This is a genomic window from Actinomadura chibensis NBRC 106107 (assembly GCF_001552135.1).
Classification (GTDB): domain Bacteria; phylum Actinomycetota; class Actinomycetes; order Streptosporangiales; family Streptosporangiaceae; genus Spirillospora; species Spirillospora chibensis.
In genome coordinates, this window is record NZ_BCQP01000049.1 from 17,986 (window position 1) to 35,177 (window position 17,192).

A 17,192-nucleotide genomic window follows, 5' to 3' on the forward strand; every position below is an offset into this window, starting at 1 on the left:
TGAAGACATGGACAGCAGCTACGCGGTGGGGGATCTGAGGGTCTCGGACGCCGAACGCGAACCGGTCATCGAGCGCCTTCAGGAAGCGTACGCCGAGGGCCGCCTCGACCACGACGAATTCGACCTGCGCATGCATCTGGCGATGACCGCCAAGACCCGCAACGACCTGGGCGCGGTGACCTGCGACCTGGTGCCCGTCCCCTCGGCCCCCGTCCACTGGGACGGCGAGGCGCCCACGGGAGAGGACCGCATGCTCGCCGCGGTGTCCCATGCCGTCGCCATTCCGACGCTGTTCGTGGGGCCGCTGGTGCTGATGCTGGTGAGCGGAAAGCGGTCGGGGTACGTCCGGCGGCAGGCGGCGGAGGCCGTGAACTTCCACGTGACGCTGCTGCTCGTCACGATCGTCACCTTCGGTATCGGCGGCGCGCTCTATGCCGTCGCGTGGATCCTCTCCATCATCGCGGCCATCTTCGCCCTGAGCGGACAGACCTTCCGCTACCCCTGGATCCTCCGCCTGATCAAGTAGGGGCGGCCCCGAGCGCGCCTCACGCTTCACGCGTCCACCGGCCAGAGACGCGACCAGGAACCGAGCGCGGTTTACGCCTGCTTGTCCATCCCCGGGTGACGTCGCGCACTCGGGGTACGCGCATGCCTCGCCGGGGATCGCCCGGCGGCCAGGTCTGACGCCCGCCCGCCGCGCCGCGCCGCCGTGCGCGCGGAATGTCGGAGGGCTGTGGTTCGGTGTGTCGTGGCGGCGTTCACGGCGCGTGTGGGGGAGTTGCGCGGCCACGTGTCCACGGGACGGGACGTGGGGTTTGTCAGGGTGGGGCTTTGGGGAAAGGTTGACGTGGCTGGGCTGTGGCGGTGGTGTGGCCTGCAGGAGATGAAAAGACGTCGATGGTGTGCGCGTGTGGGCTTATTCCCCTCCGTGCCTGTGACTCCCCTAACGTCCGGGTTGTGTGGACCGTGCATGGGATGATCGATTAACTGTGTTCGGGAGGGGTAGATGACGGAACTTGCGGTCAGGGGCGATCACCAGCGGGCGGTGGAAGCGCTCAGGAGGTCGTACGAGGCGATCCCCGAGGGGACGCCGATACGGCTCGCGAAGCGGACCTCGAACCTGTTCCGGTGGCGCGACCCCTCGGATGCGCCCGGGCTGGACGTGTCCGGCTTCGACCGGGTGCTGAGCGTCGACCCCGAGGAGCGGACGGCCCAGGTCCAGGGCATGACGACCTACGAGGACCTCGTCGACGCGACGCTGCCGCACGGGCTGATGCCGACGGTCGTCCCGCAGCTCAAGACGATCACGCTGGGCGGCGCGGTCACCGGCCTCGGCATCGAGTCGACGTCGTTCCGCGACGGCCTGCCCCACGAAGGCGTCCTGGAACTCGAAGTCCTCACCGGAGACGGACGCGTCGTCACCGCGACGAGGGACAACGAGCACGCCGACCTGTTCTACGGCTTCCCCAACTCCTACGGGACGCTCGGCTACTCCCTCCGCCTGAAGATCGAGCTGCGGCCGGTGCGCCCGTACGTGCGGCTGCGCCATCTGCGGTTCGGCGACGCGGCCGAACTGGCCAAGGCGATGGGCGAGATCACCGAGGCGGGGACGTTCGAGGGCGAGACCGTCGACTTCATGGACGGGACGTACTTCAGTCCCGGCGAGCAGTACATCACCCTGGGCTTCTTCGCCGACTCGGCCCCGTACACGTCCGACTACACGGGCCAGGGGATCTACTACAAGTCGATCCGGGAGCGGTCGGTCGACTTCCTGACGGTCCGCGACTACATCTGGCGCTGGGACACCGACTGGTTCTGGTGTTCGCGCGCGTTCGGCGTGCAGAACCCGACGGTCCGGAGGCTCTGGCCCGACAAGTACAAGCGCTCCGACGTGTACCGCAAGCTCGTCGCCTACGACCGCCGGTACCACGTCGTCGCGCACGTGGAGCGGTGGCGGGGGCTGAGGCCGCGCGAGGACGTCATCCAGGACATCGAGGTCCCGGTCGAGCGCCTCCCCGAGTTCCTGGAGTTCTTCCACGAAGAGGTCGGCATGAGCCCGGTGTGGCTGTGCCCGCTGAAGGCGAAGGAGCGGTGGCCCCTGTACCCGCTCGAAGTAGGCCGCGCCTACGTGAACGTGGGTTTCTGGGGAACGGTGAGGCTTCCCCCGGGCCGCATCCCCGAACACCACAACCGGCTGATCGAACGCAAGGTCGCGGCCCTTGACGGCCACAAGTCCCTCTACTCGACCGCTTTTTACGGCAGGGACGAGTTCTGGCGTTACTACGACGGGGAGACCTACCGGCGGCTCAAGGGCGGCTACGATCCGGCCGGGCGACTGCTGGGCCTCTACGACAAGTGCGTACGCGGACGCTGACCAGGCGCCCGCTTCGGGGGAGTGTCCCGGTCGGCCGCGTCCATCGGCGCCGGGGCGGAGAGACAGGAGGGATCACATGACGCTGGCGAGGGTCTTCGAGCAGCTCGCCGGGGCTGAGGCGCCAGTGGAGTTCACGGCGTACGACGGGTCGCGCGCGGGGGTGCCCGGCGCCGACATCCGGCTGGACGTCCGTTCGCCGTACGCGGTGTCGTACCTGCTGCACTCGCCCGGCGCGCTGGGGCTCGCCCGCGCCTATGTCACCGGGATGCTCGACGTCCACGGCGACATGATCAGGGCGTTGACGACGATGCAGCAGGTGCTGAGCGACGTGACGCGGGTGGACAAGGCGCGGATCGTCGGCGCGGTGGTGGGCGATCCCCTGCTGCGCGCCGCGGCGACCCGCCGGCTGGACCCGCCGCCCCAGGAGGCGCCGTTCAGCCGCATCCCGTCGTGGCTGCGGCACTCCAAGAAGCGGGACGCGCGGGCGATCTCGCACCACTACGACGTCTCGAACACCTTCTACGAGTGGGTCCTCGGCCCGTCCATGGCCTACACGTGCGCGTGCTACCCCCGGGAGGACGCGACGCTGGAGGAGGCCCAGTTCAACAAGCACGACCTGGTGGCGCGGAAGATCGCGCTGAAGCCGGGGATGCGGCTGCTGGACGTGGGCTGCGGCTGGGGCGGCATGGTGATGCACGCCGCGAAGGAGTACGGGGTCAAGGCGCTCGGGGTGACGCTGTCCAAGCAGCAGGCCGAGTGGGCGCAGAAGGCCATCGCCGACCGCGGCCTGTCCGACCTGGCCGAGGTGCGGCACCTCGACTACCGGGACGTCACCGAGACGGGTTTCGACGCCATCAGCTCCATCGGGCTGACCGAGCACATCGGCAAGAAGAACCTTCCGGCCTACTTCTCGTTCCTGTACGGGAAGCTGAGGAAGGGCGGGCGGATGCTGAACCACACCATCACCCGTCCCGACAACACGCTGCCGTCCCGCAAGGAGAACGGGTTCATCAACCGGTACGTGTTCCCGGACGGTGAGCTCGAAGGCCCCGGCTACGTCCAGATGCAGATGAACGACGCGGGCTTCGAGATCCGGCACCAGGAGAACCTGCGCGAGCACTACGCCCGCACGCTGACCGGCTGGTGCGACAACCTCGACGCCCACTGGGACGAGGCCGTCGCCGAGGTCGGCGAGGGCACGGCCCGCGTGTGGCGCGTCTACATGGCGGGTTGCGTGCTCGGCTTCAACCAGAACTGGATCCAGTTGCACCAGACCCTCGGCGTCAAGCTGGACGACGACGGCGTGAGCCACATGCCGCTGCGTCCCGACTGGGGATCGTGACGGCTGAACCGCTCCCGACACCGATGACGGCGGGCCGCGCCGGGGACGACCCCGCGCGACCCGCCGTCCGGCGTCCGGGTCAGGATCTGGCGGCGTCCCACGCCGCGCTGTTGAGGAAGTAGGTGTCGTACAGCTCCTGGACGTCGAGCAGGCTCTCCGGCGGGACCTTGCCGTAGGCGATGCGCTCCAGGTGCCGGAAGTACTCGAACCGCTCGACGCCCGGCGTGATGACGATGAGGAGGTCGGCGTCCTCGCCGGGCGCGGCGGCGAAGGCGTGCGGCAGGCCGGGCGGGACGACGACGAGGTCGCCGCGTTCCGCCGTCACGACCTGCTCGCCGGACAGCAGTTGGGCCGCGCCGTCCAGCATGTAGAACAGCTCGGCGGAGCCGTCGTGGCGGTGCGGTTTGGCGCCGTCCGCACCGCCCGCGAGGGTGACGCGCTGCGTGGACAGCGCCCCGCCGGTCGCGCTGCTGTCGGCCAGCAGCCGGATCGTGGTCGGCGACCGGCCGATCACCTCGGCCTCGGCGGAACGGACGATGACGGACTCGTCGAAGTCCGGTGCGATCAATGACATGTGGGTCACTCCTCGATGCGGCACGAACAACGTGCGACGCGGATCGGTTCAACGCGGGTCGGTTTCAGTACAACTCAAGCCCGAGACGGCCAGAATGCAGCCCGGACACCGCACACCCCAGATGAAGCACGGCCTCCCGGATGACGACGAGCGCGGACCGAGCGGTGCCCCGCCGAATGAAGCATGGGCCGGGCTGAGCGGGCCGGGCGAAACACTGCCCAGACGGTGCGCGACCCAGGCAGGTCGCGTGACGAATGAGACGTGAGACGGGCGCGAGCCGGTCGGTGCGAACCGAACGATGCGCGGGACGGATGGAACGTGGGACGGGCGCGGACCGGTCGGCGCGCGGGCCGGTTGGGACGCGGGCCGGTTGGGATGCGGCCCAGGCGGGTCGCGGGACGGATGGACGCGGGCCCTGCGCGCGGCCCCTGCGGTGCGTGCGGTGCGGTGCGGGCCGAACGATGCGCGGGCCGAACGATGCGCGGGACGGATGGGACGCGAGTCGGACGGGGCGTGGCCCGGGCGGGTCGCGGGACGGATGGTCGCGGGCCGGGCGAGGGCCGGGCGGTGCGCGGGACGGATCGGACGTGGGACGGGCGCGAGCCGGTCGGCGCGGACCGGTCCGTGCGTGGGACGGAGGGGCGTGCGCCGGATGGAACGCGGGATGGGCGCGGGGCGGATGGGCGCAACTCGGGTGGGCGCGGGGACGGAGCGGGCATGGATGGCGCGGGTGGGGGTTAGACGGCGAACAGTAGGGCGGCGCTGGCGAGGACGACGACGGCGGTGGCGGCGTGGATGCCGAGGGCGGCGGCCCACGTTCCGCCGTGCCGTCGGACGATCAGTGCGTCCCCGGCCGGGACGAGCGCGACGACCAGCATGTACCACCCGAGGGCATGGGCGCTTGCGAAGGCGGCGAGCGCGAGGCCGAGGACGCCGAAGACGAGATCGCGCAGTCCCTTGATCTCCAGGTAGGCGGCGTCGCCATCTGCCTTGGCGGGCACGCCGTATCCGGCCGCGGCCGGACGGGGCGAGATGAGGAACCGCGCGCCGATGAAGGCGACGAACAGCGTCAGCGCGACGGCCAGTCCATAAGCGAAGGGGGTCAGCATCGGTATCTCCAATATCTAGCACTGCTAGGAACAAGAACGACGCTAGCATAGCGATGGCAGAAGCGCTAGCGGTGCTAGAATCGCGGTCATGTCGATCCAGAAGCGCCGAGAGCGCGAGCGGGCCGAGCGGGAGCGGCTGATCGTCACCGCCGCCCGCGAGCTGGCCGAGAGCGAGGGCTGGGACGCGGTGACCACGCGGCGGCTCGCCGCCGAGATCGAGTACAGCCAGCCCGTCCTGTACAGCCACTTCAAGGGCAAGGACGCGATCATGGCGGCGGTCGCGGTCGAGGGGTTCGCCGACCTCGCCGCAGAACTGAGGCAAGCGCGCGACAACGCCCGGCACACGCACGACGCTGCCGGGCGGGGGCGCGACGACGCTGGGCAGGGGGGCGACGGCGTCGGACAGGCGCGGGACGGTGCTGACCAGGCGCGCGACGATGCTGCGCAGGCGCGCGACGATGCTGCGCAGGGGCGCGACGGTGCTGGGCAGGTGCGGGACGGCGTCGGGCAGCGGCGGGACGGTGCTGGGCGGGTGCGGGGCGGGGCCGGGCAGCGGGGCGGGGAGGCGCGGGACAGGGCCGGGTGGGTGGGGGAGGTTGCGGCGGTGGGTGCTGCCTATGTCGGGTTTGCTGAGCGGCGGCCCGCTCTCTATGACGCCATGTTCACCCACTCCGTCGATCTGCCGTTCGCGAGTCCGGAGGCGCCCGCCGCGCTGCACGCCGGGTTCGGCGAGCTGCGCGAGGCGTTGCGCCCGCTCGCCCGCGACGACGACCTGGACCTCCTGACCGAGACGTTCTGGAGCGCCCTGCACGGCCTCGTCACGCTCACCCGCGCCGGACGCCTGCCCCCCGAGCACCGGGACGCCCGTCTCGCCCTGCTGGTCCGCCGGTTCTCGGGCTGACCTCGGGCCGCCCAACGCCGGGTCAACATTCCGCCCGGCCGGATATCTCCCCAGGTCAACGGGGGTAGGCGGGGGACGAGACGCCGACCCCGGGGGGACGCCATGCACATCACGTCCCCGGTGAAGCCGATGCTGGCGACGACGGTCGACCGCATCCCGCCGCCGCAGTCGTGCCCCGGCGGCTGCGTGTACGAGCCGAAGTTCGACGGCTTCCGGACGGTCGCGATCGTGACCGACTCCGGCGCGGTGAACCTGTGGTCGCGCCGCCGCACGAGGCTCGACGAGGCGTTCCCGGAGATCGTCGCGGCGGTCGCGGAGCAGCTCCGGCCGGGGACGGTCGTCGACGGCGAGACCGTCCGCTGGGGGGAGGACGGCCGCCTCGACTTCGCCGCCCTGCAGCGCCGCCACGTCGCGGGACGCCGCCGCCGCGACCTCGCCCGGACCGAGCCCTGCCACTACGTCGTGTTCGACGTCCTCGAATCGGACGGCGCCGACCTGCGCCCGCGCCCGCTGCGGGAGCGGCGCGCCGTCCTGGAGGCGCTGCTCGGCGGCGCCCCGGCGGGCGCGCGGGTCGTCGCGACGCCGCAGACCGCCGACGTCGAGGAGGCCCGGGTCTGGTTCGACGCGCTGGCCGGGCAGGGCGTCGAGGGCCTCGTCGTCAAGGACGCGGGCGGCGCCTACCGGGAGGGGCGCCGCGCCTGGCGGAAGGTGAAGCGGCGGATCACCACCGAGGCGATCGTCGGCGGCGTGACCGGGACGAGGCAGGCGCCCGAGTCGCTGATCCTCGGCCGGTACGACGCCGACGGCAGGCTCCGCGTCGTCGCGCGGACGACGCCGCTCCCGCCCGCCGCCCGCGTGGAGCTGGCGGAGGTCCTGCGGCACGCCGACCAGGACCATCCGTGGCCCGCCGAGCTGCCCGCCGGGTTCGCGGGCGGCCCGTACGGGGCGCACCCGCCGATCCGCTACGTCCGGACGGAGCCGGAGGTCGTCGTCGAGTTCAGCGCGGACGCCGCCGTCGAGCACGGGCGGTGGCGGCACGGGGTCAGGTTCGTGCGCGTCCGGCCGGACCTCGATCCCGGCGAGGCGCCTTTCTTCGGCGCATGACACATGGACGCGGCGGCCCGCCGATGGTAAGCCCGTCCTGAACGGGCCGCCGGCACGGCCCGCGGAGCGCGGGAGCCCTCATGGAACACGACTACGTCATCGTCGGCGCCGGGTCCGCGGGATGCGCCCTGGCCGCGCGGCTGTCCGAGGACGCCTCCGTCACGGTCGCCCTGCTGGAGGCGGGCGGGCCGGACGACAAGAGCGAGATCCACGTCCCGGCCGCGTTCCCGAGGCTGTTCAAGACCGAGTACGACTGGGACTTCACCACCGTCCGGCAGGCCGAGCTGGACGGGCGCGGGCTGTACTGGCCGCGCGGCAAGATGCTCGGCGGCTCGTCGTCGATGAACGCGATGATGTGGGTGCGCGGCCACGCCGCCGACTACGACGGCTGGGACGTCCCCGGCTGGACCTACGACGACGTCGAGCCGTACTTCCGCCGCGCCGAGGGACGCGTCGGCAGCAACGACGGCGGCGTGTACGGGACGTCCGGCCCGGTGACGATCTCCGAGCAGCGCAGCCCGAACGAGGCGACCCGCGCGTTCCTCGCCGCGTGCGCGGCGTCCGGGCTGGCGCGGCTGCCGGAGCTGAACGGGCCGTCCAACGAGGGGTACGCGCTGACGCCGGTCAGCCAGCGGCGCGGCCGGCGGTGCAGCGCGGCGGACGCCTACCTGCGCCCCGCCCGCAGGCGCCCGAACCTGACCGTGGTCACGGGCGCGCAGGTGGCGCGGGTCCTGATCGAGGACGGCCGGGCGACCGGCGTCGAGTACGGCGGGGAGCGCGTCACGGCCCGCCGCGAGGTCGTGCTGTCGGCGGGGGCGATCGGCTCGCCGCACCTGCTGATGCTGTCCGGCGTCGGCGACCCCGACAACCTGCGCGAGGTGGGCGTCGAGCCGGTCGTGGAGCGGCCGGCGGTCGGACGGCACCTCCAGGACCATCTCGCGGTCGGCGTCGTGCGGCGCTGCCCGCGGGCGGTCACCCTCGCGGGCGCGGAGTCGCTCCCGAACGTCGCCCGCTACCTGCTGCTGCGGCGCGGGCCGTTCACGTCCAACGTGGGCGAGGCGGTGGTGTTCACCAAGAGCGATCCGGCGCTGCAAGCGCCCGACCTGGAGCTGGTGTTCGCGCCCGCCCCGTTCGTCGGGCACGGGCTGACGCCGCCGACCGAGCACGGCGTGACGGTCGGCGTGGTGCTGCTGCAGCCCGAGTCGTCCGGACGGGTCGCGCTCGCGTCCGCCGCCCCGGCCGCCGCGCCGACCATCGACCCGGCCTACCTGACCTCCGACCGCGACCTCCGCGTGCTGATGCGCGGCGTCCGGCGGGCGGAGGAGCTGCTCGCGGCCGAGCCGCTGAAGCCCTACATCGGCCCGCCGATGGACCCCTACACCGGCGCGGACGGCGACGCGTCCCTCGCCGGGTACATCCGGCGGACCAGCGAGACGCTCTACCACCCGACCGGCACCTGCCGGATGGGGACCGACGGCGACGCCGTCGTCGACCCCGACCTCCGCGTCCGCGGCGTGGCGGGGCTGCGCGTCGCGGACGCCTCCGTCCTGCCGCGGATCACCCGCGGGCACACCAACGCGCCCGCCATCATGATCGGCGAGAAGGCCGCCGATCTGATCAAGCAGGCGAAGGCGCGGGCCGGAGCCGAGGCTGGGCGCTAGCGCAGCCAGGCGAGGACGCGCTCGTTCACCCGGTCGGGCCGGTCGAGCTGGACGAAGTGCCCCGCCCCGGGGACGAGCTCCGCGTGCGACCCGTCCGGCAGCGCCGCGAGGACGGGCCCGAGGTCCCCGCCGGGGGCGATGACGTCGGCGCTGAGGCAGCCGTCCTCCGCGCCGTGCAGGTAGAGGACGGGGACCTCGCCCTTGGCCGACACGGCCTCCTGCTCGGCCGCGTACCGCTCGGAATGCCGCGAGTGGTCGAACATCGCGCGGTAGTAGCCGAGCGCGGCGGAGACGTTGTCCGGGGCGGCGAGGCAGGCCATGGCGTGGTCGACGTCCTCCGCGCGCTCGCCCGCGCCGGGCGGTGACCAGTCGCGCCACAGGTTCTCGATGAACCCCCGGTCGACGGCGGCCTCGGCGAACCGCGTCTGGAAGACGAAGATGTAGAACGAGCGCTTGAGCTGCTCGTAGTCGAAGAACACCCCGGCCATCACCGGGATCGGCGGGACCGACAGCGCGACGGTCCGCCGCCAGCGGTCCGGGGCGGTGTTCGCGGCGCCGTAGGCGGCGAAGGCGCCCCAGTCGTGCCCGACGATCACGGCGTCCGGCCCGCCGCCGAGCGCCTCGTGCAGGGCGACGGCGTCGGCGGCGAGGGCCCCGGCCTGGTAGACGCCGTCCGCCGGGACGGACGTCGGCGCGTAGCCGCGCGTGAACGGGGCGACCGCGCGGTATCCGGCGGCGGCCAGCTCGGGCATGAGGTGCCGCCAGGTGTGCGCCGAGTCGGGGAAGCCGTGCAGGAGCAGCGCGAGCGGCCCGTCCTCGGGGCCCGCCGTGAGGAGGGCGAAGTCGAGCCCGCCCGCGCGGACCGATCCAACCTCGATGTCGGCGACGCCGCCGGTGTCGCCGGCGCCGTCCGTGTCGTCCATCTCGTCCGTGTCGTCCATCTCGTCCATGGGGCCCTCCTCCGGTTCGCGGCGCACGCTACCCGGCCCGCTCCCACCACGGAGGTGTTCATCATCATCTCCTTCGGATACCAGTGTCACACCATGTGTTTACAGCGGATTCCGTACTCATTTAGCATCATCGCAACTGGATCAATCGCTCTCAAAGGGATCGTGATGACAGAGCCGGACGTGACGAGCCACCAGCACGACGCGTTGCAGCGGGCGGCGCGCGACCACCTGTGGATGCACTTCGCCCGCCACTCCCGGGACGACGGCGGCGCCATCCCGATGATCGTCCGCGGCGAGGGGCCCTACGTGTACGACGCGGCGGGCCGCCGCTACCTGGACGGGCTGTCCGGGCTGTTCGCCGTCCAGGCCGGGCACGGCCGCGAGGAGCTGGCGCAGGCCGCCGCCAAGCAGGCAGCCGAGCTGGCGTTCTTCCCGATCTGGTCGTACGCGCACCCGAAGGCCGCCGAGCTGGCCGAGCGGCTCGCGGGCCTCGCCCCGGACGGCCTTCGCCGCGTCTTCTTCACCACCGGCGGCGGCGAGGCCGTGGAGAGCGCGTGGAAGCTCGCCAAGCACTACTTCAAGCTCACCGGGAAGCCGGGCAAGCACAAGGTCATCAGCCGCGCGGTCGCCTACCACGGCACCCCGCACGGCGCGCTGTCGATCACCGGCCTGCCCGGCCTGAAGGCGCCGTACGAGCCGCTCGTGCCGAGCGGGTTCCGGGTGCCGAACACCAACGCCTACCGGGCCGCCGCCGAGCACCGCGCCGACCCCGAGGCGTTCGGCCGCTGGGCCGCCGACCGGATCGAGGAGGCCATCGAGTTCGAGGGGCCCGAGACCGTCGCGGCCGTGTTCCTGGAGCCGGTGCAGAACGCGGGCGGCTGCTTCCCGCCCCCGCCGGGCTACTTCCGGCGCGTCCGGGAGATCTGCGACCGGCACGACGTCCTGCTGGTGTCGGACGAGGTGATCTGCGCGTTCGGCCGCCTCGGCGCGATGTTCGGCGCGCAGCGGTACGGCTACACGCCCGACGTCATCACCTTCGCCAAGGGCGTGACGTCCGGGTACGCGCCGCTCGGCGGGATGCTGGTCGCCGACCGCCTGTTCGAGCCGTTCGGCCGCGGGACGGAGATGTTCGCGCACGGCTACACCTTCGGCGGCCACCCGGTGTCGGCGGCCGTGGCGCTCGCCAACCTCGACCTGTTCGAGCGCGAGGACCTGACCGGGCACGTCCGGCGGAACGAGGACGCCTTCCGCGCCACCCTCGAACGGCTCCTCGACCTGCCGATCGTCGGGGACGTCCGCGGCGACGGCTACTTCTACGGCGTCGAGCTCGTGAAGGACAAGGAGACGCGGGAGACGTTCGACGACGCCGAGTCCGAGCGGCTGCTGCGCGGGTTCCTCGACCGGGCGCTGTACGACGCGGGCCTGTACTGCCGCGCCGACGACCGCGGGGACCCGGTCGTCCAGCTCGCGCCGCCGCTGGTCTGCGACCAGCGCCACTTCGACGAGATCGAGGGGATCCTCCGCTCGGTCCTGACGGAGGCGTGGGCGCGCCTCTGACCCCGATCGGCCCTTGCCGGCTGCTGTGACGCGCGTCACCGTGGCGATAAGCGTGCGCTTGCGGCTTTACTTTGAGAGGGTGCGTGTAAACCGAATCGAGTTCGGAAGTGGCGAGGTGGTGGCGGGTGCCCAAGGTCGAGGACATCAACCTGACGGACTGGGAGTTCTGGCGGCGGCCGCACGACTACCGCCATGACGCGTTCAGGGCCCTCCGGTGGCACCCCGAGCTGGTGCTGTTCGAGGAACCCGACATCGTCATCATGCCGCAGGGCCCCGGCTACTACGCGCTGACCAGGTACGAGGACGTGGTCGAGGCGTCCCGGCGCCCGCAGGACTTCTGCTCCGGCAAGGGCGCGATCAGCATCCCGGACATGCCCGGCGACATGCATGAGTACTTCGGCTCCATGATCAGCATGGACGACCCGCGGCACGCCAAGATCCGCCGGATCGTGTCCCGGGCGTTCTCGCCGCGCATGATCCAGCGGTTCGAGGACCGGGTGGAGGCGGTCGCCGGGCAGATCGTCGAGGGCGTCGCGGCGGGCGGCGGCACCGGCGACTTCGTCGCGGACGTCGCCGCCCGGCTCCCCTTGAAGATCATCTGCGACATGATGGGCATCGGCGAGGAGCACTACAGTACGGTGCTCGACGCCACCAACGTGATCCTCGCGGGGAACGACGCGGAGTTCGTCCCGTCCGACGACCCCGAGGAGTTCGCGATGGCGCTGCTCGGCGCGGGCGAGACCCTCAGGGGCCTGGTCGAGGAGCTCGGCCGCAGGCGCCGCGACGACCCGACCGACGACCTCACGTCCGCCCTGGTCAACGCCAACATCGACGGCGAGTCGCTCACCGACCAGGAACTCGGCTCGTTCTTCATCCTGCTCGTCGTCGCCGGGAACGAGACGACCCGCAACGCCATCGCGCACGGCCTCGACCTCTTCACCCGCAACCCCGACCAGCGGGCCCTGCTCGCCGAGGACCTCGACGCCCGGATGCCCGGCGCGGTCGAGGAGATCGTCCGGTACGTGTCGCCGGTGATCTGGATGCGGCGCACCGCCACCCGCGACACCACGCTCAACGGGTACGAGGTCAAGGAGGGCGACAAGCTCGTCCTCTACTACTGGTCGGCCAACCGCGACGAGACGGTGTTCACCGACCCGGAGAGGTTCGACATCCTGCGCGACCCGAACCCGCACGTCGGGTTCGGCGGGCCCGGGCCGCACTTCTGCCTCGGCGCGCACCTCGCCAGGCGCGAGATCACCGTCATGTTCCGGGAGCTGCTGCGCCGGACGCCCGGCGTCCGCGCGTCCGGCGAGCCCGAGCGGTTGGAGTCCAACTTCATCAACGGGATCAAGCGCCTGCCCTACGCGCTCTGACCCGCCCGGCTCCGGCTCACCAGGGCAGCGGGCCCTCCTCGGCCAGGTACGCGCCGGACGGGCCGTCCGGGCCCTGCGCCGCGACGCCCGCGATCACCGCCGCGCCCTGCGCCGCCGTCCGGTGCCCGGAGTGCCCGTTCAGGTCGGTGGCGCAGTAGCCGGGGGCCACCGCGTTCACCTTGATCGGCGTGTCCGCCAGCTCCCTGGCGTAGGCGACGGTCACCGCGTTCAGCGCCGTCTTGGACGCGTTGTACGGCAGCAGGTTCGGACCGTCGAGCGGGTCGGCCGGGTCGGTCAGCCACCCCAGCGAGGCGAGGCCGCTGGACACGTTGACGATCCGCCCGGCGGGGGAGCGGCGCAGGAGCGGGAGCATGGCGTTGGTCACCGCGACGACGCCGAAGACGTTGGTCTCGAACGCGGCCCGGACGAGCTCCGGCGCGACCCCGCTCGGCGGCGGCGAGGGCGCGCGACCGGTCGCGTCCGTCGTCGTGATCGCCGCGTTGTTGACGAGGACGTCGAGCCGTCCGTGCGCGTCGCCGATCCGCTTGGCGGCGGCCTCGACGGACGCGGCGTCGGTGACGTCCACCTGGACGAACCGGGCGTCGATCCCCTCGGCGGCGAGCGCGGCGGCGGCCCGCTCCCCGCGGTCGGGGGACCGGGCCCCGACGAGGACGGTCATGCCCCGCCCGCCGAGCGCGCGCGCCGTCTCGAATCCGATCCCCTTGTTCGCTCCGGTGATGAGCGCGATCTGTGCTGTCATGCCGCCCAGGCTCGTCGGCGGCGGCCCGGCCGAGAAGAGACCGGCCGAGGCTGGGACCGGCGGTACCACCCTCCGCGTGGCGGCCGCGCCGCCGCGTCGGACATCCTGGAGCCATGGACAGGCAGGAGTTGGCCGCGTTCCTGCGCTCGCGCCGGGCCCGCATCCGCCCGGCCGACGTCGGGCTCCGGACCGGGACGCGGCGCCGCACCCCCGGCCTGCGCCGCGAGGAGATCGCGCACCTCGCGGGCATGTCGGTCGACTACTACATCCGGCTGGAGCAGGGGCGGGGGCCGCGTCCGTCCCGGCAGATCCTCGCCGCGCTGGCCCGCGCGCTGCGGCTGACCGACGACGAGCGCGGCCACCTGCACCACCTCGCCGGGGAGCCGCCGGAGCCGCCGGGCGGACCGCCGCGCGACGTCCCGCCCGGCATCCTGCACCTGCTCGACCGGCTGGACGACACGCCCGCCTACGTCCTGAACCCCCGGCACGACATCCTCGCCTGGAACCCCCTCGCCGCCGCGCTCATGACCGACTTCGCCGCGATGGAGCCCGGCGACCGCAACGTCATCCGGTGGCTGTTCACCGGTCCGACGATCGAGCGCTACGACACCGACGCCTACATCGCGCAGCTCGCCCGCGAGTCGGTCGCCGACCTGCGCGCCGCGTCCGGCCGCTACCCGAACGACCCCGGCATCGCCGCGCTGGTCGCCGACGTCTCGGCGCGCAGCCCGCTGTTCGCCCGGCTGTGGGCCGAGGGCGAGGTCGGGATCAGGCGCGGCAGCCGCAAGTCGATGAACCATCCGCTGGTCGGGGAGCTGGAGCTGCACTGCGACGTCCTCTACGTGCCGGAACGCGACCAGCGGGTCGTGCTGTACACGGTCGCGCCGGGGACGCCGTCCCACGCGGGCCTGAAGCGGCTCCGCGAGATCGCCGCCGGGCGAACCGGTGGCCTGGAGACGTCCGCCGCCCGGCCCCGCTGGTGACGCGGGCCCATGGACAGGCGGGAGATGGCGGGGTTCCTGCGGGCGCGGCGGGCGCGCGTCCAGCCCGGGGACGTGGGGATTGAGCCGGGTGTCCGGCGCCGCACGCCGGGGCTCCGCCGGGAGGAGGTGGCGCGGCTCGCGGGGATGTCGGTGGACTACTACGTCCGGCTGGAGCAGGGGCGGGGGCCGCGTCCGTCCCGGCAGATCCTCGCCGCGCTGGCCCGCGCGCTGCGGCTGACCGACGACGAGCGCGCCCATCTCTTCAACCTCGCCGGGGAAAGGCCCGCGCCATCGCCGGGGCCGCCGCAGGAAGTGCCCGCCGGAATCCTGCACCTGCTGGAACGGCTGGACGACACGCCCGCCTACGTCCTGGACGCGAAATACGACGTGCTGGCGTGGAACGACATGGCCGCCGCGCTCATCATCGATTTCTCCGCGCTGGAACCGCGCGACCGCAACCCGCTGCGCTGGCTTTTCCTCAACCCCGATTCACGCCTCACCGAGGAGGACGGCGAATACGCGACGTTCGCGCGCCTGAGCGTCGCCGATCTGCGAACCGCGCTAGGCCGTTACCCGGACGACCCCGGCGTGACGTCGCTGGTGGCGGAGCTGAGCGCGGGCAGCGAGCGGTTCCGGCGGCTGTGGGAGCAGCATCATGTGGAAGTGCGGCGCGGGTCCAGCAAATGGATGCGGCATCCCGTGGTCGGGGACATCGAAGTGCACTGCGATGTGCTGCACGTCCCGGAAAGGGACCAGAAAGTCGTCCTTTATACGGTCGAGCCGGGGACGCCGTCGCACGAGGCGTTCCAGCTACTGCGCGTGATCGGGACCCAGGACCTCAGCCCGCGCTGAGGCCCCGGGCCGTCGCCGCGCCTCGCCGCGCCGCGTCAGCGCAGCTCGCGCTTGAGGATCTTGCCGGTGGCGGTCATCGGCAGCTCGTCGCGGAACTCGACGATCCGCGGGTACTTGTAGCCGGCGAACTGCTCCTTGCTCCACGCGACCAGCTCGTCCTCGGTCACCGCGGCGCCCGGCTTCCGGATCACGTACGCCTTGATCTCCTCGCCGTGCGTCGGGTGCGCGACGCCGACGACCGCGGCGAGCGAGACGTCCGGGTGGGTGAGCAGGACCTCCTCCAGCTCCCGCGGGTACACGTTGTAGCCGCCGCGGATGATCATGTCCTTGGAGCGGTCGATGATGTAGTAGTAGCCGTCCTCGTCGCGGCGGGCCACGTCGCCGGTGCGGAACCAGCCGTCCCTGATCGCGTCCTCGGTCGCTTCGGGACGGCCGTAGTAGCCCTTCATGATGTTGTGGCCGCGGATGGCGATCTCCCCGGGCCCCTCGCCCTCGATCTCCTTCCACTCGTCGTCGATCAGCTTCATCCGCACGCCCCACACGGGCAGGCCGATCGAGCCGGGCCGCGTCGGGCGGTCCGGCCGGTTGAACGACGCCACCGGCGACGTCTCCGAGAGCCCGTAGCCCTCCAGGACGTCGACGCCGAACTTCTCCTTGATCCCCTTCAGGACCTCCATCGGCAGCGCGGCGCCGCCCGACACCGCGACCCGCAGGTTCTCCCGGATGGCGGCGACGTCCTCGGCGGACGTCTCGTCCGTCAGCAGGCCCCAGTACATGGTCGGGACGCCCGCGAAGATGTTCACCTTCTCCTTCACCATCAGCTCGACGGCCTGCTTGGCGTCGAACCTCGCCTGCATGACGAGCGTGGCGCGGCGGTAGATGCCGACGTTCATCACGCACGTCTGCCCGAAGATGTGGAACAGGGGCAGGGTCACGAGGGACGTGTCGTGCAGCGTCCGGTAGAAGAGCGTGTCGTCCACCATGGCGTTGGTGAGCAGGTTGTGGTGCGTCAGCTCCGCGCCCTTGGGCTGGCCGGTCGTCCCGCTGGTGTAGATGATGACGGCGGTGTCGTTCGGCTCCGTCAGCTCCGCGTCGAACGTGTCCGGCTGCCCGCCGAGCGCCGCCCAGAACAGCTCGGCCCCCTCGATCGGGGACTCGGTCGCCGCCAGGCTCGCCGGGAGCAGGAAGAGGTGCTCGCACGCCTCGGCCTGGTCGAACCCGGCCTTGCCCATCTCGCCGAGCGGCAGCTCGGGCGTCCCCTCGAAGCAGAACAGCGCCCTGGCGTCGGAGTCGGCGAGGTGGTAGGCGATCTCGCGCGGCTTCAGCAGGACGTTCAGCGGGACGACCACCGCGCCCGCCTTGAGCGCCCCGAAGTACACCATCGGGAAGTAGGGCAGGTTCGGACAGGACAGGGCCACCTTGTCGCCCGGCCGGATGCCCCGCGACCGCAGCAGGTTCGCGACCTGGTTCGCCACCCCGTCGACGAACGAGTAGGAGAGCCGGATGTCGCCGAACACGACCGCGTCCCGGTCGGGCGTCTCCCGGGCGGCGTCCTCCAGCAGCACGGACAGGTTGAGCATGACACTCCTTGGGCGGAATGGTGACCGGCCGGCTTGTTACCGGCGAGTGTATGAACCGTTCCACACATCCTG

General features: G+C 72.1%; 15 protein-coding genes. 10 read left to right on the forward strand and 5 right to left on the reverse strand.

Annotated features, from left to right (window positions below; translation table 11 throughout):
- The first annotated feature begins 7 nt into the window (after nucleotides 1-7).
- The 3 genes from ACH01S_RS27440 (at nucleotide 8) to ACH01S_RS27450 (ending at nucleotide 3,716) form a co-directional block, all read left to right on the forward strand.
- Entirely contained in the window at nucleotides 8-526 is a 519-nt protein-coding gene (locus ACH01S_RS27440; RefSeq protein ID WP_067897624.1) for a DUF1707 and DUF4870 domain-containing protein, read from the forward strand.
- A 480-nt stretch (nucleotides 527-1,006) separates the two neighbouring features.
- Nucleotides 1,007-2,374, forward strand: a complete 1,368-nt coding sequence (locus ACH01S_RS27445) for an FAD-binding oxidoreductase (protein WP_067897627.1) — start codon at nucleotides 1,007-1,009, stop codon at nucleotides 2,372-2,374.
- 76 nt (nucleotides 2,375-2,450) lie between these two features.
- A complete protein-coding gene (locus ACH01S_RS27450) occupies nucleotides 2,451-3,716 on the forward strand; it encodes a class I SAM-dependent methyltransferase (RefSeq protein ID WP_067897630.1) in 1,266 nt (421 codons plus the stop codon).
- A 79-nt stretch (nucleotides 3,717-3,795) separates the two neighbouring features.
- Here ACH01S_RS27450 and ACH01S_RS27455 read toward each other — a convergent pair whose 3' ends face one another.
- The gene (locus ACH01S_RS27455) at nucleotides 3,796-4,290 is read right to left on the reverse strand and encodes a cupin domain-containing protein (protein ID WP_067897633.1); all 495 of its coding nucleotides are present in this window, start codon (nucleotides 4,288-4,290) and stop codon (nucleotides 3,796-3,798) included.
- Nucleotides 4,291-5,027: 737 nt separating this feature from the next.
- Nucleotides 5,028-5,399, reverse strand: coding sequence for a DUF4267 domain-containing protein (locus tag ACH01S_RS27460; protein WP_067897636.1), 372 nt, complete (start codon nucleotides 5,397-5,399; stop codon nucleotides 5,028-5,030).
- Nucleotides 5,400-5,487: 88 nt separating this feature from the next.
- Here ACH01S_RS27460 and ACH01S_RS46190 point away from each other — a divergent pair, with 88 nt between their 5' ends.
- The 3 genes from ACH01S_RS46190 (at nucleotide 5,488) to ACH01S_RS27475 (ending at nucleotide 9,065) form a co-directional block, all read left to right on the forward strand.
- Nucleotides 5,488-6,300: a TetR/AcrR family transcriptional regulator gene (locus ACH01S_RS46190; protein WP_246237226.1), complete on the forward strand. Its 813-nt coding sequence runs from the start codon at nucleotides 5,488-5,490 to the stop codon at nucleotides 6,298-6,300.
- A gap of 102 nt (nucleotides 6,301-6,402) precedes the next feature.
- Complete coding sequence (locus tag ACH01S_RS27470; RefSeq protein ID WP_246237227.1) at nucleotides 6,403-7,404, forward strand: ATP-dependent DNA ligase; 1,002 nt, start codon at nucleotides 6,403-6,405, stop codon at nucleotides 7,402-7,404.
- An 80-nt stretch (nucleotides 7,405-7,484) separates the two neighbouring features.
- Nucleotides 7,485-9,065 (forward strand): GMC family oxidoreductase, encoded by a 1,581-nt coding sequence (locus ACH01S_RS27475; protein ID WP_067897639.1) that lies wholly within the window; start codon nucleotides 7,485-7,487, stop codon nucleotides 9,063-9,065.
- Here the strand turns inward: ACH01S_RS27475 and ACH01S_RS27480 are convergent.
- Nucleotides 9,062-10,015 carry an alpha/beta fold hydrolase gene (locus ACH01S_RS27480; protein ID WP_246237228.1) on the reverse strand — a complete coding sequence of 318 codons (954 nt, stop codon included), beginning with the start codon at nucleotides 10,013-10,015 and terminating at the stop codon, nucleotides 9,062-9,064. The genes ACH01S_RS27475 and ACH01S_RS27480 overlap by 4 nt on opposite strands.
- Before the next feature lie 165 nt (nucleotides 10,016-10,180).
- Here ACH01S_RS27480 and ACH01S_RS27485 point away from each other — a divergent pair, with 165 nt between their 5' ends.
- Both ACH01S_RS27485 and ACH01S_RS27490 read left to right on the forward strand, forming a co-directional pair.
- Nucleotides 10,181-11,572 carry an aspartate aminotransferase family protein gene (locus ACH01S_RS27485; protein ID WP_067897642.1) on the forward strand — a complete coding sequence of 464 codons (1,392 nt, stop codon included), beginning with the start codon at nucleotides 10,181-10,183 and terminating at the stop codon, nucleotides 11,570-11,572.
- Nucleotides 11,573-11,697: 125 nt separating this feature from the next.
- A complete protein-coding gene (locus ACH01S_RS27490) occupies nucleotides 11,698-12,945 on the forward strand; it encodes a cytochrome P450 (RefSeq protein WP_083981202.1) in 1,248 nt (415 codons plus the stop codon).
- A gap of 16 nt (nucleotides 12,946-12,961) precedes the next feature.
- On the opposite strand, the gene ACH01S_RS27495 is transcribed toward ACH01S_RS27490, so the two are convergent.
- Nucleotides 12,962-13,705: an SDR family NAD(P)-dependent oxidoreductase gene (locus tag ACH01S_RS27495; protein ID WP_067897648.1), complete on the reverse strand. Its 744-nt coding sequence runs from the start codon at nucleotides 13,703-13,705 to the stop codon at nucleotides 12,962-12,964.
- A gap of 113 nt (nucleotides 13,706-13,818) precedes the next feature.
- Between ACH01S_RS27495 and ACH01S_RS27500 the strand changes: the two genes are divergently transcribed.
- Together ACH01S_RS27500 and ACH01S_RS27505 are read left to right on the forward strand one after the other, a co-directional pair.
- Nucleotides 13,819-14,688, forward strand: coding sequence for a helix-turn-helix transcriptional regulator (locus ACH01S_RS27500; RefSeq protein ID WP_067897651.1), 870 nt, complete (start codon nucleotides 13,819-13,821; stop codon nucleotides 14,686-14,688).
- 9 nt (nucleotides 14,689-14,697) lie between these two features.
- Nucleotides 14,698-15,540 (forward strand): helix-turn-helix transcriptional regulator, encoded by an 843-nt coding sequence (locus tag ACH01S_RS27505; RefSeq protein ID WP_067897653.1) that lies wholly within the window; start codon nucleotides 14,698-14,700, stop codon nucleotides 15,538-15,540.
- Nucleotides 15,541-15,575: 35 nt separating this feature from the next.
- Here the strand turns inward: ACH01S_RS27505 and ACH01S_RS27510 are convergent, their stop codons facing one another.
- Nucleotides 15,576-17,120: a long-chain-fatty-acid--CoA ligase gene (locus ACH01S_RS27510; RefSeq protein WP_067897657.1), complete on the reverse strand. Its 1,545-nt coding sequence runs from the start codon at nucleotides 17,118-17,120 to the stop codon at nucleotides 15,576-15,578.
- Nucleotides 17,121-17,192: the final 72 nt, after the last annotated feature.

Coding starts and splice junctions, on each gene's coding strand:
- ACH01S_RS27440 (WP_067897624.1), top strand. CDS start 8: ATGGACAGCAGCTACGCGGTGGGGGATCTGAGGGTCTCGGACGCCGAA.
- ACH01S_RS27510 (WP_067897657.1), bottom strand. CDS start 17,120: ATGCTCAACCTGTCCGTGCTGCTGGAGGACGCCGCCCGGGAGACGCCC.
- ACH01S_RS27460 (WP_067897636.1), bottom strand. CDS start 5,399: ATGCTGACCCCCTTCGCTTATGGACTGGCCGTCGCGCTGACGCTGTTC.
- ACH01S_RS27475 (WP_067897639.1), top strand. CDS start 7,485: ATGGAACACGACTACGTCATCGTCGGCGCCGGGTCCGCGGGATGCGCC.
- ACH01S_RS27445 (WP_067897627.1), top strand. CDS start 1,007: ATGACGGAACTTGCGGTCAGGGGCGATCACCAGCGGGCGGTGGAAGCG.
- ACH01S_RS46190 (WP_246237226.1), top strand. CDS start 5,488: ATGTCGATCCAGAAGCGCCGAGAGCGCGAGCGGGCCGAGCGGGAGCGG.
- ACH01S_RS27500 (WP_067897651.1), top strand. CDS start 13,819: ATGGACAGGCAGGAGTTGGCCGCGTTCCTGCGCTCGCGCCGGGCCCGC.
- ACH01S_RS27455 (WP_067897633.1), bottom strand. CDS start 4,290: ATGTCATTGATCGCACCGGACTTCGACGAGTCCGTCATCGTCCGTTCC.
- ACH01S_RS27505 (WP_067897653.1), top strand. CDS start 14,698: ATGGACAGGCGGGAGATGGCGGGGTTCCTGCGGGCGCGGCGGGCGCGC.
- ACH01S_RS27450 (WP_067897630.1), top strand. CDS start 2,451: ATGACGCTGGCGAGGGTCTTCGAGCAGCTCGCCGGGGCTGAGGCGCCA.
- ACH01S_RS27485 (WP_067897642.1), top strand. CDS start 10,181: ATGACAGAGCCGGACGTGACGAGCCACCAGCACGACGCGTTGCAGCGG.
- ACH01S_RS27470 (WP_246237227.1), top strand. CDS start 6,403: ATGCACATCACGTCCCCGGTGAAGCCGATGCTGGCGACGACGGTCGAC.
- ACH01S_RS27495 (WP_067897648.1), bottom strand. CDS start 13,705: ATGACAGCACAGATCGCGCTCATCACCGGAGCGAACAAGGGGATCGGA.
- ACH01S_RS27480 (WP_246237228.1), bottom strand. CDS start 10,015: ATGGACGAGATGGACGACACGGACGAGATGGACGACACGGACGGCGCC.